At 33.0% G+C, this 24,199-nt stretch carries 19 protein-coding genes; 12 read left to right on the top strand and 7 right to left on the bottom strand.

Translation table 11 applies throughout. The annotated features are described in order from the left end of the window. The gene (gene aldA, locus ACF91D_RS01745) at positions 1–1,452 is read right to left on the bottom strand and encodes an aldehyde dehydrogenase (protein WP_039069528.1); all 1,452 of its coding nucleotides are present in this window, start codon (positions 1,450–1,452) and stop codon (positions 1–3) included. A 220-nt stretch (positions 1,453–1,672) separates the two neighbouring features. Between aldA and ACF91D_RS01740 the strand changes: the two genes are divergently transcribed. The 4 genes from ACF91D_RS01740 (at position 1,673) to mhqD (ending at position 4,732) form a co-directional block, all read left to right on the top strand. Then, positions 1,673–2,104: a MarR family winged helix-turn-helix transcriptional regulator gene (locus ACF91D_RS01740; protein ID WP_039069529.1), complete on the top strand. Its 432-nt coding sequence runs from the start codon at positions 1,673–1,675 to the stop codon at positions 2,102–2,104. Positions 2,105–2,173: 69 nt separating this feature from the next. Continuing rightward, entirely contained in the window at positions 2,174–3,130 is a 957-nt protein-coding gene (mhqE, locus tag ACF91D_RS01735; protein ID WP_069792266.1) for a ring-cleaving dioxygenase MhqE, read from the top strand. Positions 3,131–3,211: 81 nt separating this feature from the next. Continuing rightward, a complete protein-coding gene (locus ACF91D_RS01730) occupies positions 3,212–4,111 on the top strand; it encodes a VOC family protein (protein ID WP_069792267.1) in 900 nt (299 codons plus the stop codon). 30 nt (positions 4,112–4,141) lie between these two features. Beyond that, positions 4,142–4,732, top strand: a complete 591-nt coding sequence (gene mhqD, locus ACF91D_RS01725) for a methylhydroquinone degradation carboxylesterase MhqD (RefSeq protein WP_069792268.1) — start codon at positions 4,142–4,144, stop codon at positions 4,730–4,732. Between the two features lie 340 nt (positions 4,733–5,072). On the opposite strand, the gene ACF91D_RS01720 is transcribed toward mhqD, so the two are convergent. Then, positions 5,073–6,488: an anion permease gene (locus tag ACF91D_RS01720; protein WP_039069533.1), complete on the bottom strand. Its 1,416-nt coding sequence runs from the start codon at positions 6,486–6,488 to the stop codon at positions 5,073–5,075. Between the two features lie 244 nt (positions 6,489–6,732). Continuing rightward, positions 6,733–7,782, bottom strand: coding sequence for a YkvI family membrane protein (locus ACF91D_RS01715; protein ID WP_069792269.1), 1,050 nt, complete (start codon positions 7,780–7,782; stop codon positions 6,733–6,735). Positions 7,783–8,090: 308 nt separating this feature from the next. Here ACF91D_RS01715 and ACF91D_RS01710 point away from each other — a divergent pair, with 308 nt between their 5' ends. Further along, complete coding sequence (locus ACF91D_RS01710; protein WP_039069535.1) at positions 8,091–9,890, top strand: cation:proton antiporter; 1,800 nt, start codon at positions 8,091–8,093, stop codon at positions 9,888–9,890. 156 nt (positions 9,891–10,046) lie between these two features. Here ACF91D_RS01710 and ACF91D_RS01705 read toward each other — a convergent pair whose 3' ends face one another. Further along, on the bottom strand, positions 10,047–11,999 hold the full coding sequence (locus tag ACF91D_RS01705) for a fructose-bisphosphatase class III (RefSeq protein ID WP_069792270.1): 1,953 nt from the start codon (positions 11,997–11,999) through the stop codon (positions 10,047–10,049). A 502-nt stretch (positions 12,000–12,501) separates the two neighbouring features. Here ACF91D_RS01705 and putP point away from each other — a divergent pair. Beyond that, the gene (gene putP, locus ACF91D_RS01700) at positions 12,502–14,058 is read left to right on the top strand and encodes a sodium/proline symporter PutP (protein ID WP_069792271.1); all 1,557 of its coding nucleotides are present in this window, start codon (positions 12,502–12,504) and stop codon (positions 14,056–14,058) included. 271 nt (positions 14,059–14,329) lie between these two features. On the opposite strand, the gene uptA is transcribed toward putP, so the two are convergent. After that, positions 14,330–14,938: an undecaprenyl phosphate transporter UptA gene (uptA, locus tag ACF91D_RS01695; protein WP_069792272.1), complete on the bottom strand. Its 609-nt coding sequence runs from the start codon at positions 14,936–14,938 to the stop codon at positions 14,330–14,332. A gap of 243 nt (positions 14,939–15,181) precedes the next feature. Between uptA and ACF91D_RS01690 the strand changes: the two genes are divergently transcribed. The 4 genes from ACF91D_RS01690 to ACF91D_RS01675 all read left to right on the top strand — a co-directional run bounded on the left by ACF91D_RS01690 (position 15,182) and on the right by ACF91D_RS01675 (position 20,051). Next, a complete protein-coding gene (locus tag ACF91D_RS01690; protein WP_069792273.1) occupies positions 15,182–16,459 on the top strand; it encodes a pyruvate MFS transporter in 1,278 nt (425 codons plus the stop codon). Positions 16,460–16,527: 68 nt separating this feature from the next. Continuing rightward, a complete protein-coding gene (locus tag ACF91D_RS01685) occupies positions 16,528–16,818 on the top strand; it encodes a putative quinol monooxygenase (RefSeq protein ID WP_039069709.1) in 291 nt (96 codons plus the stop codon). 177 nt (positions 16,819–16,995) lie between these two features. Continuing rightward, a complete protein-coding gene (budA, locus tag ACF91D_RS01680; protein ID WP_039069710.1) occupies positions 16,996–17,694 on the top strand; it encodes an acetolactate decarboxylase in 699 nt (232 codons plus the stop codon). A 449-nt stretch (positions 17,695–18,143) separates the two neighbouring features. Next, on the top strand, positions 18,144–20,051 hold the full coding sequence (locus tag ACF91D_RS01675) for an FUSC family protein (RefSeq protein ID WP_039069711.1): 1,908 nt from the start codon (positions 18,144–18,146) through the stop codon (positions 20,049–20,051). Between the two features lie 152 nt (positions 20,052–20,203). Here the strand turns inward: ACF91D_RS01675 and ACF91D_RS01670 are convergent, their stop codons facing one another. Next, the gene (locus tag ACF91D_RS01670) at positions 20,204–21,409 is read right to left on the bottom strand and encodes a hypothetical protein (RefSeq protein WP_039069712.1); all 1,206 of its coding nucleotides are present in this window, start codon (positions 21,407–21,409) and stop codon (positions 20,204–20,206) included. Beyond that, complete coding sequence (locus tag ACF91D_RS01665) at positions 21,409–22,569, bottom strand: hypothetical protein (RefSeq protein ID WP_039069713.1); 1,161 nt, start codon at positions 22,567–22,569, stop codon at positions 21,409–21,411. Before ACF91D_RS01665 ends, ACF91D_RS01670 begins: the two co-directional genes overlap by 1 nt. A 183-nt stretch (positions 22,570–22,752) precedes the next feature. On the opposite strand from ACF91D_RS01665, the gene ACF91D_RS01660 reads away from it, so the two are divergent. Both ACF91D_RS01660 and ACF91D_RS01655 read left to right on the top strand, forming a co-directional pair. Then, positions 22,753–23,166 carry a DUF2188 domain-containing protein gene (locus tag ACF91D_RS01660; protein ID WP_039069714.1) on the top strand — a complete coding sequence of 138 codons (414 nt, stop codon included), beginning with the start codon at positions 22,753–22,755 and terminating at the stop codon, positions 23,164–23,166. 322 nt (positions 23,167–23,488) lie between these two features. Next, a complete protein-coding gene (locus tag ACF91D_RS01655) occupies positions 23,489–24,184 on the top strand; it encodes a GTP pyrophosphokinase (protein ID WP_069792274.1) in 696 nt (231 codons plus the stop codon). Positions 24,185–24,199 lie beyond the last annotated feature (15 nt).

Here is a 24,199-nt window from a genome sequence, read left to right as displayed (position 1 = left end):
TTAGTCATATCTTATATAGGAAACAGTTGTGTTGTAGTATTCTTCTAAACCGTGTACACCATCGGCGCCACCAATACCGGATTCTCTCCAACCTGCGTGGAAACCGTTTACTACTTCTTCGGCTTCACAATTTGCATAAACTTCACCAAACTTAAGCTTTTCAGTGGCTAACATAATTTCTTTTAAATTTTCTGAGAAGATAAAGGATGATAAGCCAGCATTTGTATCATTGGCTTGAGCAATTGCAGTATCAAAATCTTGATAAGTTACGATAGGTAAAACAGGTCCGAAAATTTCATTTTTAAATGCTTCATCTTCACTGTTTACGTTATCTAAAATAGTCGGTTCATAGAAGAAACCGGAGCGTTCTATCTTATGTCCACCCGTAATTAAAGTAGCGCCATTTTTTACGGCGTTTTGTACTTTTTCATCAATACTATCAAGTTGTTGTTGATTAATGATCGCGCCGTAATCAGTGGTTTCATCAAATGGATCGCCCACTGTTAATTGTTCCATTTTGGCTTTTAATTTATTTATAAAATCTTTGTGAACGTCTTCGTGTACAAAAATACGTTCAGGACATGTACATACTTGTCCGGCGTTATTGATTCTGGCTGTAACAATATAATCAACAGCTTTATCTAAGTTAGCATTAGGCGTTACTAGTACAGGAGCATTACCACCAAGTTCTAAATTCACCTTTTTAACTGTGTTGGCACTTTCAGCGTATACTGATTTGCCAGCTCTCATACTCCCCGTAAGCGAAATGAGTTGGATATCAGGATGTTGTGCTAATTGAGTACCTACTGTTTCACCTGTACCAGGAAGTATTTGGACAAGTCCAGCTGGTATTGTGGAAGCACGAATAAGTTCTGCAATTTTCAATGTGATTAATGAAGTCGCTTCACTCGGTTTAATAACGACAGAACAACCTGTGATAATCGCAGGGATGACTTTTCTCATTAATACCATAATAGGTGCATTCCATGGAACGATACCAGCAGTAACACCAATTGGCTTTTTAGTTAGTAAGATAGTCTCGTTCTCTCTAGTGTTCTGTAAAACTTCACCTTTATTGTTCATGCTTAAGCTTGTCATATAATCAATAAAGTGTATTGCTTTATCTATTTCTCCTTTCGCAGATGCGAGCGTTTTACCTTGTTCTTTAACATATAATGTTGCAAGTTCATCTTTGTTTTCTTCGAGTAGGGGAATTAATAACTTAACGTGATCTGCGCGTGTAGGTTCTGGTGTTTGTTCCCATTCTAATTGCGCTTGTTTTGATTTAGCAACTGCATCATTAACATCATTCTCAGTTGCAAAAGTTATCGTATCTATCTTTTCTCCAGTTGCAGGGTTAATAACGTCCATCGTGTCTGTTGATTTACTTTCTATAAATTCATTGTTTATAAATAATTGATTCAATGTTTGACACCTCCACACTCTATGCATACCACTTATGTTCCTTCTGAAAACGACATACTTTATTTTTATATAATAGTAAGTAGCCATAGTTAGTTAGAAAATCAGAAATAATAAACCGTAAATACCGTAAAGAAGAATATTCAGAAATCGAGAGTATATTTTTTATACTAAATCATTGACTAATTTGGAAAGAGGGGTTATAATTTATCTCGAATTCGAAATAAAATTCGGAAAGTTGGTGATTCCAATGAATCGTACAAAAGAATCTTTAAATTCATTTGTTGGTTTAAATCGAACGGTAGATCATTTAATGAAGATTGTTAGAAAAGATGTCCAAAGGCATGGTTTAAATGTAACTGAATTTGCAGTTATGGAATTACTTTATAACAAAGGCGACCAACCGATACAGCGTATTGGTAATAGAGTACTTATTGCAAGTAGTAGTATTACCTATGTTGTGGATAAACTTGAAGAAAAAGGATGCGTCATTAGGCAACGAGATGAACAAGATAAACGTGTGACGAACGCATCATTAACTGAAAAAGGCTATGCAATGATGGATGAAATTTTTCCTGATCATGCTTCAACATTAGAATCAACATTTTCAGTATTAACTGATGATGAAATAACTGTATTGCAACAAGCTTTAAAAAAACTAAGTGCTCAACCTATAGAATAGTAGTAGCGCTTAAAATTTTAACTTAAATTACTTCGAAATCGAGGTAAAATTATAAAGAGGAGTTTTACTATGACAAATAATCAATTATTGGGCATTCACCACGTAACAGCTATGACAGATGACGCTGAAAGAAACTATAAATTTTTCACTGAAATTCTAGGCATGAGACTTGTTAAGAAAACAGTTAACCAAGACGATATATATACCTATCACACATTTTTTGCGGATGATGAAGGTTCTCCAGGTACAGATATGACATTCTTCGATTTTCCTAATGTACCTAAAGGTGCACCTGGTACAAACTCCATTACACGTCCATCATTCAGAGTACCTAATGACGCGGCTCTTGAATACTATGAACAACGTTTTAATGAGTTCGGAGTGCAACATGAAGGTATACAAGAATTATTTGGCACAAAAGTATTACCATTTGAAGAAGAAGACGGACAAAGTTATCAACTTGTATCTGATGAGGATAATGAAGGCGTTGCACCTGGTAAACCATGGAAAAATGGGCCAGTACCAACTGACAAAGCGATTTATGGTTTAGGGCCAATTGAAATTACTGTAAGTTACTTTGATGATTTTAAGAAAATTTTAGAAGAAATTTATGGTATGAAAGCAATTATTGAAGAAGAAAACGTAGCCATTTTAGAAGTTGGTGAAGGCGGTAATGGTGGTCAAGTTATTTTAAGACAAGATACTCAAGGTCCTGAAGCAAGACAAGGCTATGGTGAAGTGCACCACGTATCATTTAGATTGAAAGATCATGAAGCAATTGAACAGTGGTTAGAAAAATATAAAGCAGCTGGTATAGGTAATTCAGGTTTAGTTGATAGATTTTATTTCGAGGCACTATATGCACGCATTGGTCATATTTTAATAGAAGTATCAACAGATGGACCAGGGTTTATGGATGACGAGCCATATGAAACTTTAGGTGAAAGTTTAGCACTCCCACCATTTTTAGAAGAGCAGCGTGAGTATATTGAATCAGAAATACGTCCATTTGATACAAAAAGATAGTTTAGCAAAGACAACATTAATAACAAAGAATCCCTAAAGAAATGTAAAAATAAATAATTAGAAAGTTAGGGGGAAATCGAGATGGAAGCAATTCAACATATCCACCATATTTCAGCAATTGTTGGTAATCCTGAAGAGAATATAAAATTTTATAGAGATATATTGAACTTGAAACTAATCAAGAAAACAGTAAATTATGATGATCCTTCAACCTATCATTTATATTTTGCGAACAATTCAGTAGATAACGGTACAATCATTACTTTCTTCAACTGGCCAAATACACATAAAGGACGTATCGGTAATGGCCAAGTAGAACGTATTGCATTCAGAGTTCCAAAAGGCTCCCTTGATGAATGGGCACAGTATTTAGAAGCACACCAAATAGAAATAATGATTACGCAATTATTTGAATCTAAAACGTTAGAGTTTGAAGATATACACGGTTTGCCTTTAGCATTGGTGGAAGATGATAAAGTTCAAAGTGACCAACAATCCATTATTGGTTTTCATGGCGTCACGCTGTTATCTTTAAACCCGCAAGAAACAGTAAAAACTTTAACAACTGATATGGGTCTGGTTAAAACGAGCGAAGATGAAGGATATATTCATATTGAAACACAAGGTGAGTGGCGTCATCATGTTATAGTAAAAAAACAAATTGCTGACACAAACGTTCGTTGGGGCGTTGGCGTCGTTCATCACATTGCATGGTCAGTTCCAACAAACCAAGCACATCTTGATTGGCAAGCATATATGAGTAACAAAGGTTATCACGTAACAGAAGTTAAAGACCGTAGCTATTTTAATGCAATTTACATGAAAGAACACGGTGGTATTATCTTTGAATTTGCAACAGAAGGCCCTGGGTTTACGATAGACGAACCGTTTGATCAGTTAGGTCATCAGTTAGTGCTACCACCACAATACGAAGATAGAAGAGATGAATTATTACGTTTATTACCACAGATACGCGTTTAACATTAGTAATTAAAAAGGAGATGGAAATTTATGGAACATATTTTTAGAGAAGGTGAAGCTAACGCGCCGACATTCATTTTATTACATGGTACTGGCGGAGACGAAAATGATTTATTACCATTAGCTCAAGCACTTAATCCTAAATACAATGTCCTCAGTCTCAGAGGTGAAATTTCTGAGAATGGAATGAATCGTTTCTTCAAAAGACTTGGAGAAGGAAAATACGATTTAGAAGATTTAAAATACCGTACTGATAGATTAATCTCATTTTTAAAAGAAGCGGCTGAACGTTATAGTTTTGACTTGTCAAAAGCAGTACCTGTTGGATTTTCAAATGGATCGAATATTGCAATCAGCATGATTTTACATCCAGACACATCTTTTAAAAAAGCTTTATTATATGCGCCATTATATCCAGTAGACCTTGTTGATAATAAAGATTTAAGTGATATGAATGTATTGCTTTCAATGGGGCAGCATGATCCAATTGTTCCTGTCGAAGCGAGTGAAAATGTAATTAATATCTTTGAAAGTCGTGGCGCTCGAGTAGAGCAAGTTTGGGTTAATAGTCATGAACTAACACAAGCTGGTGTAGCAGCAGGACAATCATTATTAGATTAATAAAATAATAAGCCATCGACATCATACATTAGTAAAGTATGATGTTCGGTGGCTTATTTTGTATGAGTTCAATTTGAGTTAGGAATTATAAAATTATTTATTATATCTGATGAATAGTTAATAGAATAAAAAGAAGGAATTAATAAATGGATAATAGTCGAATGCTTATTGTCATGGGTATATAAAACGGAATAGTGAGTGGATTAGAACGGCAAAATAGTGTTATACATTTTAATCAACTTTTGCTGATATAATGACAGATATATGGATGAATAAATAAATTAACTGAAAATCCCCAAGTCATGTTTACAATAACTAAACATGACTTGGGGATTAGCTGTTACATAAGGCCAATAAGTTTCATCCATAGTGATCCAACGCCTAACCATATTACAAAATAGAAGAAGGCGAGTATTGCATTCATAGTCCACCAACGATTTTGCGAAACGTAGCCAGCTGAATACAGGATTGGTGCCGGACCACTACTATAGTGTGTAGTAGAAGCCATTAAATTCCCGAAGAAACCTAACATTAATGCACTATATAATGGTGGTGCGCCCGTAGCAATAGCTACACCAAGTAGGGCTGAGTACATTGCACTAACATGTGCGGTTGAACTTGCAAATAGATAGTGTGAATAGAAGTAAAAGAGTATCAAAATAATTAAAACGATTGGCCAATTTAAGCCGCCTAAACTACCTGATATCGATTCACTTAACCAAGGAATAAAGCCGAGTTCATTAAGTTGATTTGCCATCATTACTAGGATTGAGAACCAGACTAAAGTATTCCAAGCACCAGTTTCTTTAAGAATATCATTCCAAGTAAGCACACCTGTAATGAGCAATAGAGATAGTGCAATAAAAGCAGTTAAAGTAGCATTAATATTTAAAGTACTACCTAGAACCCAAAGTCCAAGTGCAATGATGAAGATTGCAATCATGAATTTTTCACTTTTAGCCATGATGCCCATATCAGTGAGTTCATTTTCAGCCCATGATTTGGCATTTGGTGTTTCTTTAATTTCTGGTGGATACATTTTATAAATTATAAGGGGCACTAGTATTAATGAAATAATACCCGGGACTAATGCTGCTAAAAACCAGTGCATCCAAGTGATGTCGACACCTTGATGTTTTGCAAGTGATTGTGCAAGTGGGTTACCAGCCATAGCAGTTAAAAACATAGCTGCAGTAATTAAATTACCGTGAAATTCTGTGAAGATAAGAAAAGCACCCATTTTACGTTGCGTACCGTCTTCTGGTTTTGAACCAAATGAACGGGATAGCGCATTGATAATAGGGAACATAATACCACCTGCTCTAGCAGTATTACTCGGCGTGGCAGGTGCAAGGATTAAATCTACACCGATAAGTGAATACCCTAAACCAAGCGTTTTTTTACCGAATAGTTTAACAAATTGTAATGCAATACGTCGCCCCAAACCAGTTTTCACAAAACCTCTAGAAATGAAAAAGGCCATTGCAATTAACCAAATACTGCTATTACCAAATCCAGCTACAGCAGTATCAATTTTAACCGTGTTAGTTAACACAGTTAACGTAAAACCTATCATAGCGATTGCACCTATCGGTAGCGGCTGAGTAATACAACCAATGATTGTGGCTACAAATATAGCAAACATGTGCCAAGCAGCAGAATCTAAACCATCTGGTCTAAGCGGTGTAAATAGCCAGATGATGATACCTGCAGCGATAGGAAAAATAAATTTTTTATAATTAATGCCTTCGTGCATTAGAATCATCTTCCTTTACGTATGATTGTGATAAAAAAAGTAATATAGGAATAGAAAATATAAGTTATAGTGTCCATATATTTTGATATCCTATTAATTTCTTATAAATTTGTCATAATAATTATAATTATGACAATACATATTGTAAAGTTGGTGTTTAAATAGATGAATTTTTTAAAATATAGAAAATAAGGTTTTAAAGCATGGTATTGAGCTTAAAATCCCCATACAAAATTAAATGTGTCTATTTTCGTAATATTCCTTTAACCAAAATTGGGATTAATAGAATAAAACCAAATACACCCATAACTGGGAATACTTTACCTATTAATTCAATAAATCCAATGAAGGTTGTTGCAAATGTAATGGTTATCATCACAATGATAAGTCGATAATAAGATTTACTATAAGGCGTAGTGAATCTTGATGCGAAAGCGTACATAAGCCCAACGACTGTATTATAAATAACCAATACCATTACAACCGACATAAAAATCCCAATAATTGGAGAAATTTGTTTTGCTAACAATAATGAAGGTAGCGCAACACCAGTAATTTGCGTAAATTCAGTAATCATACCTAAGTTGAGCATCAAAAGTAAGAAGGTAATAGTAATACCACCTAATATACCTCCCCAAATTGTTGATTTCTCAAATTTTAAGCGGCCACCCATAACTGATAAAAAGCTAAAAGCGGCGGCAATTTGCAGGCTACCGTAATTAATTGCATCGAACCACCACCATCGATCTGAGCGTCCTTCACTGTTCGCGTAATGATGCGCGGCATTAAAGTTTAACTGTCCTGTAGAAAAGTAATAAACAGCAATGATTGTAACAATAATTACTAAAAATGGCGTAACTATACCTAAAACTGTAATGAGCCGATCAAATTTTAAAAATAGTGTTAGTAAGATAACGAGAACTAAAATCAATGAACTAAATACATAGGGCATTCCTGTACTTTCGTTAATTGTTGATGCCCCACCAGCTGTCATTATCATAGCAAGCGCAAATAAAAATAATGTCAAAATAATATCAAATATTGTTGCGATAGGACGCGGTAAATAATGTTTAATGGGTTCAGTATGGTTATGGGAGCGCAAGCGATAACCAGTATGTAGTACAAAGACACCGCCAACTGTAATGATTAATCCAGTAATAAACACACCATAAACACTAAAATTCCCATTACTTGTAAAAAATTGAAAAATTTCTTGACCAGTTGCAAATCCTGCGCCAACAACGACACCAACGAATGCAAAAGCTACAATAATAATTTCTTTCAAGTTTGTCATAAAAGTTGAAATCCTTTCATTATTTTAGATTGTAAAATTTTGAAGAAAAGTATCACAATGAATCATTTTATATGAAAATAAAGTAAAATTAAACACTAAAGTTTATATAGTGAATACAATTGTGTATATAGAGTGAACTTTTGGAAGTGAACTAAAGCAATTAATAAAAGAGAAACTTTTTTAGTGCGTTAATATAAAATTTTTGATAATATATCTTCTTATTGCTTTATTTTATGCTTTAATTTAGTAGCTAATTTACATAAAAATACTGGGTAATAAATATAAAGAATCGGGAGAGTGTGAGTCATGTGTCATTATTAAATTTACCTTTAACATTACTCATTGTTATATTTTTGGCATTGGGTGTTTTTAGCCAATGGTTTGCAAATAGAATAAAATGGCCATCTATCGTAGTTATGGCTATCGTCGGATTGCTTGTAGGTCCAGTATTTGGTTTAATCAATCCGCAAGAAAGCTTGGGAGAAGCAGTATTCAGTCCCTTAGTTTCATTAGCAGTGGCAATTATCCTATTTGAGGGCAGTAGTAATTTGGATTTTCGTGAAATTAAAGGAATTTCTAAAGCGGTTATACGTATTATCACAATAGGTGCAATCATTGCTTGGATACTTGGAGCAGTCACGCTACATTATATAATTGGTTTTTCACTATCTATTTCGTTAGTGTTAGGCGGGTTATTTTTAATCACAGGGCCGACTGTTATTCAACCTTTATTAAAACAAGCTAAAGTTAAAAAGCGTGTAGATTCAATATTAAGATGGGAAAGTATTATCCTTGACCCTATTGGACCGATGCTTGCTTTAGGTGCATTTTATATTTTTCAAATTATAGAACAAGGATTTGATTTGCAATTAATAGCTAGGTTCATTATAAGCTTATTCATTGCAATTGCTATTGGGTTTGGTGCATCTTACCTATTTATGTGGTTAATTAAAAAAGATCTTATACCGCAAAATTTAATGCCACCGATACAATTAATCTTTATTTTATTAATTTTTTCAATATGTGATGAGATTTTACCGGAATCTGGCTTGTTAGCAGTCACAATATTTGGTCTTATGATGGCTCGTATGAAGAGACACGATTTAATTTTCAAGGAATCCGATCATTTTATTGAAAATACATCATCTATAATGATTTCCACTGTCTTTATATTAATTACTTCTTCATTAACCTTAGAAGTATTAAAAAGTGTCATGTCTTGGAAACTATTTGTTTTCTGTGCAATAATGATTGTCTTAGTAAGACCAATTTCTATCTTATTGTCTACAGTGAACACTGAGATATCCAAACGTGAGAGAGCAATGGTGTCAATGATGGCTCCGAGAGGTATTGTGGTTCTAACTGTAGCACAATTTTTCGGTGGCTTATTTATTGAAAAAGGTACACCGATGGCAGAATATATAACGCCAGTGACTTTTGGCTTAGTATTTATTACTGTTGTAATATATGGCTTTAGCTTTTTACCGTTAAGTAAAATTATGCATATATCTAGTACCGAACCTCCTGGTATTATTATAGTAGGAGAAAGTGAGTTTTCTTTTCATCTTGGAGCAAAATTAAGAAGTCATAATATACCAGTTATGACATTTAATCTATTTAGTAATACAACACAACGTTCAAAAGAATTGGGATTTGAAGTTTTTGATGGCAACTTATTATCAAGTAATGATCGAATATATGCGGATATGACAAGGTATAATAAATGTTTACTGATGACACAATCCTTCATATTCAACAGTTTAGCTTTTAATGAGTTAGTGCCAGAATTTGGTTTGAAACATGTGGATATGATGCCAGTGTCATTTAGCGATGAACATGAGCGGAGTAACGTGGATGGTCCTATTAGAAATCATATTCTTTTTGATTGGAATTTCACATCACGTTGGTTTAATCGCTTTATAAGTGAACACAATATTTTAGAAATCCCAGCGAAACAAAAAAATCAATTAACTAAAAATGACATGGTACTCTATCATATAGATAATAATAATGTAGTAACATTTAAGCGTAGTAATCAGTTTATCTCTGAAGCTGAAGAAGGGGTAATTGGATATTTAAAAGATGCTTACTTACATCAAAATATATAAAAATGAACCTAGTTTTCTTTCTGAATTGTCGACAAAGCATGTGTCTTTGTCGACAGTTTTTTTATTTTTCATAGCTGTTACCTATATTCATAGAAAATCCGAGGCATAATTAATGCCTCGGATTATTTTGAAATATTTGTCTTTATGTGTGTGTATCTAGTTTACAAAACGGTCATGCATTAATTCTTTTAAGATATCAATCTGAGCTTGAATTTCATGACCTGTGTTTGTGTCACGAATTTTTTTACGTTGTAACTCTTTATCTACGACTCGACGAATTGAGAGTTCGTCAGCACCGTTAAGTAATACATGATTTTTAGAATTAAAGTGTTGATGAGCCACGAGCTGCATACCAAATGAATTATAAAGTAAGGTATACCCTGCAATACCTGTTGTTGATTGGTAAGCTTTTGAAAAACCGCCATCAATAACAATCATCTTACCATCAGCTTTAATTGGGTTTTCACCATCAATTTCTTTCACTGGTGTATGGCCGTTGATGATATGACCTTGTTCAGGATCTAAACCGAAGTCTTTTAACATTTTTTTACACATATCTACATCTTCGCGCAAATAATAATAAGGATTTTTAGTTTCTTTATGTGCCGTTTTATCTTTAATGAAATAGCGTTCGAATGTAGTCATTGCACGTTTGCCAAATAGAGAAGAGTATTTACCAGTCCATAAATACCAAACTAAATCTGTAGCTAAATCATCTTGAATGTCTTTATGGTCAAAAGCTATCCGCACATATTCTTCAAAATGGTCTAATAAATCTCTGCCGTAACATTCCACGCCATCAATAACCATTGATTCCATTTCACCTTGTTCATCGACAGGGATACAACCATGGATAAGCAAGTTACCATTGTAAGGTAAATAAAGTTTACCTTTTTGCATAAGGAAAGTCATGTGCCGTTTTAATTTTTCAGATTGTTGAACCGATAATAATAATTTATCGATTACATCTGTTTCTTCATCAGTTAATTTATTAGGGTCATTAGGATCAACTGTTTGGAAACAAGTGTGCTCTAATGGATATGTTTTTCCATAAAGTGTTGCTTCGTTTTTATCATAGTCAATTTTTTCTAATACTAGACGTTCTTCCATCTCAAAAGTAGGGCGACGTTTGATAATCGGTGCTTCTAATTTGAATTGGATGATAGCGATGGCTTGATGAAGTTTAGTGATTTGTTCTAACTCTAACTCAGATAATCCTTCAGCATTTTTAGGACGAAAAGCTGGATTTGAACCATCATAATATTTGTCTGCAAGGGTTAATAAAGGACGTAAATTGATGCCATATGCATCCTCAATAATATCCAAATTGTCATAACGTGCACAAATTCGCAATAAGTTTGCAAGACAAACCTTAGATCCTGCATAGGCTCCAATCCATAGTACATCGTGATTACCCCATTGAATATCTACAGAAGGGTAGTCTATGAGTGTTTCCATAATTTTATCTGGCTCAGGCCCACGGTCATAGATGTCGCCCACGACATGTAAGTGATTTACCACGAGATGTTGCACAGTAAAAGAAAGCCCAATAATTAAATCATCTGATTGTTCTAACTCTATAATTTGTTTAATTAACGTTTCATAGTATGAGTGTTTATTATTATATTTATTACTTTTATACAATAACTCTTCCACAATAAAAACATAATTTTCTGGTAAAGATTTACGTAGTTTTGTACGTGTATATTTTGATGAAGCATAAGTAATTAGTTTAATGAGACGATTAATAGTCGTGATATACCATTCATTTAATTCTGATTTTGAACTAAAACTATTTTTGATGAGCTGTAACTTTTCTTCAGGATAATAAACCAAAGCAGAAAACTCATTAATTTCTTTTCGTGTTAACGTGTCTTGGAAAATATCATTAATCTTTGAACGGACATTCCCTGAACCGTTTCGTAAAACGTGTTGGAAAGCATGAAATTCTCCATGTAAATCACTAACAAAGTGCTCTGTCCCTTTTGGAAGTTCCAAAATAGATTCTAAATTGATGATTTCAGTTGCGAGCGCTTCTTTAGTATCAAATTGTTCAGAAAGTAAATCTAAAAATCTTTCTTTTACACTCTTGTCTGTTGAATTATGCATTATTTATGTCACTCCAGTTGAATAAATTTCTAAAGTATAAAATATAAATCAATAAAACGCTTCCATTATATGTCTCTTATTGTAGCATTAAAATACAAATTTATGTCTACTACTTATTATATTATGAATTTTAATTAAATTCGAAGATATGGATTAATTGTATAATCTATTGTCAAAAAGTGCTTTATTATGAACTATAAATAGCAAAATCTGAATTAAAAATCTGTTATGTTACTCAAATATATTATTTTCGGTATTTATATAAATATTGTGATAAACATACATTTTTACGAATGTTACTATAGGTATTTTTATCATATAAATGTAAAAATGCAATTATAATTTGAAGGTGTTAAAATATTGTAATAACAGTAATTATAGCGTTATATTGGGTCGTTATGTATAGAAATCAACAAAAAAATTGTGATTTATTGTTTAATTTGCTGATTATTTTTGTATAATATATGCATGTAACAAAATTATAAGGGGAGGAGTTCGTTACATGTTTATATTGGGGACATCATTATCGAGTCAAGTAGATCCGAATTGGCAAACGTATATTATGTTGAGCGTTTACTTTATTATTTTGTTAGGCATAGGATACTATGGATTTAAACAATCTACGAGTAACGTAAGTGAATATATGTTAGGCGGAAGAAATATTGGTCCATATGTAACGGCATTGTCTGCAGGAGCATCTGACATGAGTGGTTGGATGATTATGGGATTACCTGGAGAAGTATATTCGACTGGATTATCTGCAGCATGGCTAGCCATTGGTTTAACCATTGGAGCATACATAAACTATATAGTTGTGGCACCTCGACTGCGTGTATATACAGAAAAGGCTGGAGACGCAATTACATTACCAGATTTCTTTAAAAATCGCGTAGATGATAAATCAAATCTTATTAAAATTATCGCTGGTGGTATAATCGTTGTATTCTTTACGCTTTACACTCACTCTGGAATGGTTTCAGGTGGGGTTTTATTTGAAAGTGCCTTTGGATTAAATTATCACTTCGGTATGTTATTAGTAGCGGTTATAGTGATTGTATATACGTTCTTCGGAGGTTATTTAGCAGTATCATTAACAGATTTTTTCCAAGGGGTTGTTATGATTATTGCTATGGTTATGGTCCCGATAGTGGCTATGTTGCAATTAAGTGGTCTTGATACCATATCGCAAGCAGCAGAATTAAAACCTACAAATTTAGACTTATTTAAAGGAACAACGTTTATAGGTATTATTTCTTTCTTTGCTTGGGGGTTAGGTTATTTTGGTCAACCACATATAATTGTTCGTTTTATGTCTATCAAATCTATCAAACAATTACCGACAGCAAGACGTTTTGGTATAAGTTGGATGGCGATTAGCTTACTTGGTGCAGTGGGTGTTGGGCTGGTAGGTATCACTTTTGTAAATAGCGGTGGTGTTGAATTAAAAGATCCTGAAACATTATTTATTTTAATGGGACAAATATTGTTCCATCCACTCGTTGGCGGATTTTTACTCGCTGCAATTTTAGCAGCTATTATGAGCACAATTTCTTCACAATTGTTAGTAACGTCTAGTTCATTAACTGAAGATTTCTATAAACTATTTCGTGGTGAAGAAGCCGCTAAAGAACATCAAAAAGAATTTGTATTGGTTGGGCGTCTATCAGTCGTAATCGTCGCAATTATATCTATATGCATTGCATGGTCGCCTAATGATACGATATTAAATCTTGTAGGTAACGCTTGGGCAGGTTTTGGTGCTGCGTTTGGACCACTAGTGCTCTTGTCATTATATTGGAAGGGTTTAAGTCGTACTGGTGCGATAAGTGGCATGGTGTCAGGTGCAATAGTAGTTATAATTTGGATTGCGTTTGTTAAACCACTAGGAGATATAAATGATTTCTTTAATTTATATGAAATCATACCTGGCTTTTTAACAAGTCTGATTGTTACATTCATAGTCAGTAAATTGACTAAAAAACCACAAATTGATGTAGCGACTGATTTAGCTGATGTACGTCGAATTGTTAAAAATAAAGATGAACAGAGTGAATCATAATTTAAAAAGGGGTTTAAATTATGGTTGATGTTCACATGTTCAATGAAACATTATAGTTTTAATTAAATGGGAGAAATTTTATATAAATCGTAAAAGGCTAACTTCAAAGGGGAAGTTAGTCTTTTTTACGTTCGAATATTGATAATAGTTTCAAAACTAAAGACGTATATATAAAACATGCTCTTGCCACAATATTTGATTACTGTGGCAAGAGCATGTTTTTTTGTTAGCCTTAGGCTAGTTGAATTAGACTTTCAATTGGAAAGTTTTCTTATTGGACGCTGTCTTTTTTGAAAAGTCTATAAATGACAAAAATCACCGCTAAAATAATAATGACATACATAATATATGAATAGGTATGTAATCCATTCATTAGCATATCCCAACTGCCACTCAATAATTTGCCTAAATAAATTAAAGCGAAGTTCCAAATGGTTGTACCAATTAATGAAAGAATCGTAAAAACTACAACATTCATACGATTAATTCCTGCAGGGATAGTAATGAGTACACGTAAAACTGGTATGAAGCGGCAAATGAATACTGCAACGGCACCATATTTTTTAAACCAATCATTCGCACGTTCAACATCTTTCCCTTTTAGTTTGATCCACTTACCATACTTATCAACAAATCGGTATAAACGTGTTTCAGAAACAAGTCTACTTATATAATAAAGTACAAGTAAACCTATTAACGATGCAATTGTTGAAATTATAAAAAGTATTGGTATAGATAATCCAGATTTAACAGACATTAGCCCTGCAAAAGTTAGAATGATTTCAGAAGGTATGAAAGGTAATATATTTTCAAATAATATTAATATTGCAATGGCAGCATAGCCCCATGTGCTAATAAAGTCAGTAAGTATTTGTTCCATAGTTCTAAGATTGGCTCCTTTAAATTCAAAAATTCAAAATTTTTTTGTATATATTTAAGTATAATCTAAAATACTAAATTGTCCATGGAACTTATATACGGCTCAAGTATGATATTATGATTGATTTTATTTATTTAAGAAGAAAGTAAAAAAATATTGTAAGCGATTTCATATTGTGATAATATCATTAAAAACAATAGGTCATATGATGACTAGTGACTTAAGGGAGAAAGTTGGAGAGAAATGAAAGAAAAAAGAACGAATATTAGATGGTATTTTGCAATAGCATTTTTTATTATTGGGGTAATTGCTTATATGGACCGTTCCAATATATCTATAATTGCAGGACCGATGATGGAAGACTTAAACTTAAATAAAACACAATTTGGTTTATTAGCGTCATTCTTCTCATTAGGATATGCATTGATGCAAGTGCCTTCTGGGTTTTTGGCAGAAAAATTTGGTTCAAAAAAATTATTAACAATCGCACTCGTTTGGTGGAGTGCTTTTACAATTTTAACTGGTGTTGTGAAAAATCATGGTATGCTTTACGCGGTACGTTTCTTATTCGGTATTGGCGAAGCACCAATGTATCCTTCTAATGCGGTATTTAATACAAACTGGTTTGCAAAAGGTGAAAAAGGGCGTGCGTCTAGTGCATTGCTCGCTGGTTCGTACTTTGGTCCAGTAATTGCGCCAGTGGTAACGATAGCAATTGTAAATATGTTTGGTTGGCAAGCGGTATTTTACATATTTGGTGCGGTAGGTTTTGTTATTGCTATATTATGGATGGTGATTGCTAAAGATTTACCGGAGCAACACAAGATGGTAAATGAAGCAGAGAAAAATTATATTATTGAGAATAGGGATGTTATCAAGACAGAAAAATCGAATGCGCCGTGGAATATCTTTTTTATACGTTTTAGTTTTTATGCGATAGCAGCACAATACTTTGTAGTACAGTTTGTAGTCTCATTATTTTTAATTTGGTTACCAACGTATCTTACAGAACAGTATAAGGTGAAACTTACTGATCCTGATATGGCATGGGCAGCAGGTGCCCCTTGGATAGCGATGTTCTTACTTATACTTTGTGGAGGAGCTATTTCAGATAAGCTATTACAAAGTGGTAAATCTCGCTTTGTAGCACGTGCATCAATTGCGATTATTGGTTTTCTAGTATTTTGTATCTCACTATTTATGTCTTTACAAACAGAGAACTTAGTAGTTAATGTATTTTGGTTGTCGTTATGTCTTGGTGGTATTGGTATTGCTACAGGCATGAGTTGGGCAGCAGCAACGGATTTAGGACGTAATTTCTCTGGTTCAGTATCAGGTTGGATGAATCTTTGGGGGAACATCGGTGCGTTATTAAGCCCCTTATTAGCTGGTATGATGGTTGACATCGTGGGTTGGACAATGACATTAGAATTAGTAATTATCCCAGTAGTGTTTGCAATTATTATGTGGTTCTTTGTAAAACCTGATCAACCTTTAATTATAGAAAAAGAAAATTTATAAAGTTTAATTATTTGTATTTTTTATTTAGCTCCTAGTATAATAATTATACTTATGAGGAGGAGAAAAATATGATTACTATTAACGCAATAATGAAAATTGACCCAGCTAAAAGAGATGATTATTTAGAATTAGTAAAACCATTACTTGAAGGTGCTAGCACAGAGGAAGGATCATTATTCTATAAACATTTCGAACAAACTGATGAACCTAATACTTTCGCATTCATAGAACGTTACAAAGATGAAGCAGCTGTTGAAGCACATAACAATTCTGATCATTTTAAAGCATTCTTTGCTGAAGTAAGCCAATATTTAGTTGAAAAACCAGATATTAGCGTTTCACAAGATCAAACAACATAAATAATAAAAGAGTGGGATAGAAATCAAAATTTAATTTTGATTTCTATCCCACTCTTTTATCTTAGAAAATATAAGCAACATACTGTTTTAATCATATTAATAAGTGTATAATTTTATGTTGCGGGTAATATAATAATGATTTTGGTAGAGAAAAGTAGTTTTAGGAGTGTAAAAATAATGTTATATCAACACGGGACTTTAGGAACGTTAATGGCCGGTTTATTAGAGGGTACTGCAACAATTAATGAAATTTTAGAACACGGTGATTTAGGTATCGGTACACTTACAGGTTCTGATGGTGAAGTGATTATTTTAGACAATCAAGCATTTCATGCAAATGAATATGGAGAATTTAAAGAGTTAAATGGTGACGAGCTAACACCTTTTGCTACAGTTACACCATTCAATCCAGATAAACAATTTGATGTTCGTAATATAACTGATTCTGAAACATTATTAAATAAAGTACAACAACAAGCTTTAAGTGATAATATTTTTATTGCTGTAAAAATAACTGGTAAATTTGAAATGGTGCATGTACGTATGATGCCAAAACAAGAACAACCATATACGAAACTTATTGAATCTGCTAAACGTCAACCGGAATTTACACATGAACAAATAGATGGTACAATTGTTGGCTTTTATGCCCCACAACTATTTCATGGAATAGCTGCTAGTGGCTTCCATTTACACTTTGTAGATGATTATAAATCAGTCGGAGGGCACGTACTAGATTTTGAAATGAATCATGGTAGTGTTGAATTGAGTAATATAGAGACACTAGAACAACATTTCCCAGTAAATAATCAAACTTTCTTAGAAGCGGATATTGATTATTCAAATGTGGAAGAAGACATTAAAGAAGCAGAGTAGCAAAAGCAACCGTTAATTTTTAGTTGAATAAGATGAAAAGTGCTCATACGAATCACATCTAGAAGAATTTAGAAAAAGTGTTAAAATAGAGAAGTAATATTTCTAATGTATGAGTATATATTAAAGATGACGCTATATATTTTATTAAACTAAATAGGTAAATAACAAATTCACTAAATCATATGGCTTTTTAATAAACGGGCATATTAATTATAGTAAGCAATGGTAGTCACTGATATTTAAAGCAAATATAACAAACTTGTCATCCGACAATTAGGTTGGCATGTTTCAATACAGGACGCTTTAGCTATTTAATTGGCCTTATGAGGGCGGGAATACGAAATCATCTCATTGTTGATTTCTGTCCCGCTCTCTTTATGTGGTGATAGACTTAATAAAATGATACATATCGTTGTAAAATAAAACAGAAAAGGAGATGTTTGATCATATTGGCTAATTATATAAAATCTTTACTACGCTTTAATTCAATGAAAATAGATGTAACAAAAGGGATTAGACAATGTATTTTAATGTTAATTCCTTTACTTATTGGTTATGCCACTGGCTATTTTTCTATTGGATTATTAATTTCAACTGGTACTTTGGCACATATCTATGTTTTTGGAGGACCAGCTAAATCTAAATTACGTACGGTGCTATTTTCAGCAATAGGATTGTCTTTAGCTATGATTCTAGGGACGTTAACTGTTAGCCAACCTATCATATTTGGTGTATTGCTTTTGGTTGTTTCAGTAATACCGTACTATATCTTTAGCTCCTTAAATATTCCTGGACCATCTTCCACGTTTTTTATCGTTGCATTTAGTTTGCCAATTAACTTACCTATAGCGCCAGAAGAAGCTTTAATAAGAGGGGGCGCAATGTTTGTCGGAGGTTTGCTAGCAACTGTTATTGTGATATTAGTAATATTGTTATCCAAAGAATCTACAGAATCAAAAGCAATCAAAAATGATTACAACATTATCAAACAGTTGATTTATAATTTTGATGATTCAAAAGCATTTGCTAAGGCGTCACAATTTGCAGTAACGGCGTTCAGAAATTCAGATATTCAACTCATCACATCAAGTACAGCAAAATCAAAAGAATCAGCAGAGTTTCAGCGTCTGTTATTGTTACATAATACGGCACAAGGTATTCATTCAGAATTATTAGAGTTAAATGAAAAGGGTGCACGCTCTTTGCCAGAAGAAATAAAAGAGATGGCCGATTATGTAATTAAACGGGTTTATTCACAAGGTAATACAACGCGTCAATGGACACAAAAAGTAGAAGTAGATTCTGTATATCAAAATTTAGTTGATAGTATTATTAAAGTGGATGCAATTATGAATGCAGATAGTGAACGCGTTGAACATGAAATAGATATTCGAGTGCCTATCTATGGCCATCGTATGATGCAGAATTTAACTTTAGATTCATTTGTATTTAGAAATACGATACGTTATATCGTTATCATGACAATTGCTATTTTTATTGCGCTTATGTTTGATTTTGAAAAAGCATATTGGATTCCATTAAGTGCACATACTGTATTATTAGGATCGACTACGTTACACAGTTTTGAACGTGCAGGGGCAAGAGGAATTGGCACCATTATCGGTGTATTATTCTTATCGCTAATATTATTAGCAACACCACCAATTCCTGTAGCAATTATATTATTGGCTGTGGCAGCAGGAATAACTGAAATGTTTGTCGGTGCTAACTATTCGTTTGCAGTGATATTTATTACAATACAAGTTATTTTATTAAACGGGCTTGCCTCTAATCATCTAACCATTTTAATTGCATTACCAAGAGTGATAGATGTTATAGTAGGTATTCTCATTGCTGTGATTTGTTTGCTATTCATTGGCAGAAAAACAGCTTCATCTATGCTACCTGATACGTTGGCTGCAGTTGCTAGAGATGAGGCAGTTATTTTCCATTATTTATTTTCAAGTAATAAATACGCTTCAAGAGAACAAGATAAACGTGAAATGTTAAAACTCAGTGTGAAGTTAAATAATATGACGCAAGTTTATAATAGCGCTAATGGTGAAATATTTAGTGATAAAATGGTAATACAAAATTATTATCCGAGTATTTATGCTTTAGAGGAAATTAGTTTTATGCTGACGAGAGCGTTAAGCAATGAACAACGTTATCACATAGATGATGATACTATGGGAGATTATTTATTGATTTTTGAAAACATTGCTAAACATTTTGAAAGAGGTAACCATATTCAATTAAAAGCATTACCAGATTTACCTCAGTATGCACATATAAAAACTTCATTGTTGAGTATTCAAAATAATTGTATGAATGTGAGGCAAGAAGCGATATTATAATTAAATGTATAAAGTAAGCCATCCTTTTGCTGCTTCGACAGCATTAAGGATGGCTTATTTGTTTTATAAAAAAGTTAGTCGTTACTTTGAATATAAAGAAGCAAAAGAGACTGAGGTTTGTCTCAGGTTAGGCTATCGGTGAGTGTTGAATACTAATTGTTATATTCTTTGGCTTTAGTTTCACTTTCTTGTTTTTTTGCTTTTATTTCATCTTGAGCATCTTCTTCTCTTTCAGCACGTTCTTTTTCATCTTCATTCATTTTTTGATATCGTTGTTTTTGTCGATAACCATACGTACTTTCTAATATTTGCGATTCATTATTTAGACCAGCGCCAATCGCCCCTGCAACGGTAGAAATAGATGTTGCAAACCATGCGAGATTAATATAAGTAATGAAGTTGGCTGGCCCATTTAACTGCAATGTTTGTCCTAAGTAGCCTGACGGTAACACTACTAGTGAAGCCAACAAGAAAAGACAAAATAAAATTAAATAGTAAAAAACAATAGATACAGTTAAAGTCAAAGTGGTTGTTAAATTATATAACATTGTTATTTGCTTATTGTTACTCTCTTTGGATGATTCCCATAAGTTATGTGCAACAATAATCCATACCATCATTCCTAAAATGGCGGCTAGCATAATCAATAGCATGCGCCACGCAGAGTAGACAAAACTTAAATTCCACATAGTAGTAAAAACGATACCAAAGGCTCCTGTGGTAAAAGCAATTGCAACTACGTTACTAAGACTTTTTAACATATTAAATGGATTATTGGCAAAGGTCATACCGCTAATTAAACGAAATGAGCCTTTCGTATTTGAAGAAACGTAATACAACGTATGTTGAGAATTTGTATCTTCAAAATACTCAGTTGTTGTGACTAAATTCGAAAAAGGAAACTGAGCATTTAATTGTTGTTCACTTTTATCTTGTGTTTGTGTCATAGTCGATTTATTATCTTCATTAATAGCTTCTATAATACCTAATATAGAACGTTGGAGACGTTTTTTTATAGGACGCCAACCATAAGCAGGTATAGAGATTAAGCTTGCCCCATTACTACTATTGATATCAAATGCGACAGCATTCCCATTTCTGATAATCGGTAAATCGGTTAGGCCAATTGTATATTGCCATTCATTGTTATTTTGATAATCAGAAATCTTACGAAATATTTTTTGGACAGTTTCTGCCGAACCGGTAAGAGGATCAATAATAGTCTCGATTTGCCATTTTTTGTCTTCGGTAAAATGTGAAGCAAGCAATTCTGGCAGCTCTTTTTTTAAATGTTGAGCAATTTTTTCAGTTACACCAGGCGCTGCAACTAAACCGATTTTCACGATATTACTACACATTACTTACGCTCCTCTCTATGTGTTTGTTTTTGCCCTACGTAAGAATGATTTTCCTCATATTTATCATAAATATCCTCATCTTCCTGTTCTAACTGTTTATTTCTATAATATTGCCTAAAGGAATAAGTTACACGTTTAATTTTATCTGCATTCTCTACTGTTGAACCCATCGCTCCTGCCAAAATACCTAGAGAAGTTATAAACCATATTAAATTAATATAGTTTAATAAAGTAGGCTCTTTGCTGTTAAGTGCTGTCCAGTTTGAGAATAATTCTGGAGGCACAAAAAGTAAGGTACTAATTGTTAGTAGTAGAAATAAACTTAAAAAGTTAAAAAGTGTGATGGTAGTTAAAGTAGTAACTGTAGTGAAATTATAAATATATCTATATAGTTTTTGAGTTTTAGGGCTTTGTCGTTCCCATAAACTATAAGAATAAATTAGCCAGCCAACCATCCCGAATATAGACAACAGCGTAAGTAATATAAAACGCCAATAATTATAATCTAAACTTAAATCCCATGGGGTAGAAAAAATCGATATATAGGTTCCAGTAGCGAAAGAAACTGAAATTATTTTTTTGAAATCAAAAATTGCAGACCATGGTTCGTTGGCGTAAGTCATTCCCGCTATCAAATGAAACCATCCTAAAGTGGTAGACTTTACAACGATGCGTTCATGATTTTGATCATCGGTGTCTTCATTAGGTATTACAGTATTGAATTGAGTTAATTTAAAGTGTCGTTTATTTAGAAGTTGCTGGTCAGAACTGCCATTGTGTAATAATTGGATGACATAGGTAATGAAATGTTTCAACTTCTTTTTAAGTTTGACTGCGCCTAAGACGGGCAATGAAATAAGTGCAATATTATTATCATAATTTATATCACAGATAACTGTTTTATGGTTAGAAAAGTTGGGCAAATCAGTAATACAAATGGCGTAATCCCATTCTTTTTGCTTTTTCATGTTAGCTGCTATATCCATGGCTTTATCCATATGTTCAGCAGTACCAACAATAGAAGCTACATGTTTATCAAAGTGCCAGCCGTCATAATCTGTCTGTTCTTGAATTGCTCTAGGTAATTCGTCGTATATTTTATTTATAATTTTATGCGGCATATCAGGTGAAGGGATTAAACCAACTGTGATATTTGCCATAAAAGTCCCTCCAATATGTATGAGATTTATCAAATTAATACATGTACTACAATTCCCTTTATGACAATGATTAATCATTGTTAACTGTATGACTTTTAATATGAATTGAGTACAACGAACAGTTTACACTAATTTATTAGTGGTAAACAATAAACAAGAATAAAAAGATTGGAAGTGGTGTTCATGCCTTGGACAATGGAAGATTATCCTCAAAGTTGGAAAAATTTTGATGAGTTAGAACGTAAAAAGGCAATTGATATAGGTAACGCTATGTTAAAAGATGGTTATAAAGAAGAAAACATAATTCCTATCGCAACTAAACAAGCTGAATCATGGTATAAAGACGCCTCAGACAGCGAATTAAAAGAATTAAAAAACAAAAAAATCACTAATCACAAACAAGATGACTCAGCCAATCCGAAATTAAATCAAAAAGACGTACACGTATATTATGAAGACGAGGAATGGAAAGTTAAATCAGATGGAGCGAAACAAGCCTCAGATACCTTTCCTAAAAAAGAAGATGCAATGAAACGAGCACGTAATATTACGGATAATAGAGAAACAGAAATTATAGAGCATAAAAAAGATGAATAATCATATTTACTATTTAATAATGCTATGTATTTGTTAAAGCGTTAAAACAGTTTTTGACATAAATAGATGTTGTGGACTACGTAGTCCTTCATTCCAAGTCATACTCACCGGGGCGGGACGATGAAATCATTTTAGCAAAAATTGATTTCTGGCTTGCCCCTCTTTTTGTATTTAAATATTAATTGAATAGGATACATAAAATTTAATAACCAAAACATGTTTAGGATGGCGAATAATATAAGTGGTTTATCTTTATATTTAAATTGTAATTTAGAATTAGCTATAATGTTTTATAAGAAGTTATTAATTGGAGGTACGAAATATGTACATAGAACGTAAACCTTCGCTGAATGTTGACGACTTGAAGGAAGAATTTAAAGAAAGTATTGATCATATTAATGAATCGGAAGAGGCTTTAGAAATGGTTGTGGGTTTTGTTGCCTTAGAACAACTGTATTCTTCAGCTTTAAAAGAAGTAAGTACAAAATTAGATATATTAGATGACCAATTTCAGCAGATGTATAAACATAATCCAATACATCATATGGAACGCCGTGTTAAAGAAATGCGGAGTTTGATAAACAAATTAGCGCGCAAAGGTTATGAGATAAGTACAGAATCTGCAAAAGAGAATATTTTAGATGTTGCCGGTATCCGAGTCGTTTGTAATTATTTAGATGATATATACGTGATTGAAGATTTATTACTTAAACAAGCAGATGTTAATTTGATAAAACGTAAAGATTATATTGAAAATCCAAAAGAAAATGGATATCGGAGTTTGCATATTGTAGTGACTATCCCGGTTTACTTAGCGCATTCTATGGAACTTGTACCAGTAGAAATACAAATAAGAACAATAGGAATGGATATGTGGGCTAGCCTAGAACATAAAATCCGTTATAAAAATAGTGAAAATACAGAAAAATATAGAGCTGTATTGAAGCAATGTGCAACAGATATTACTTCTGTAGAAGGTAAATTACAAGATATATATTCAGAAGTATTTAAAAATTAAATGAATTGCTTGCTG

It is taken from the genome of Staphylococcus sp. 231237_7MaSpsaltlick, from assembly GCF_043107035.1.
The sequence above is the reverse complement of the archived record's forward strand: the minus strand, read 5'-3'. Positions and strand labels throughout refer to the sequence as shown.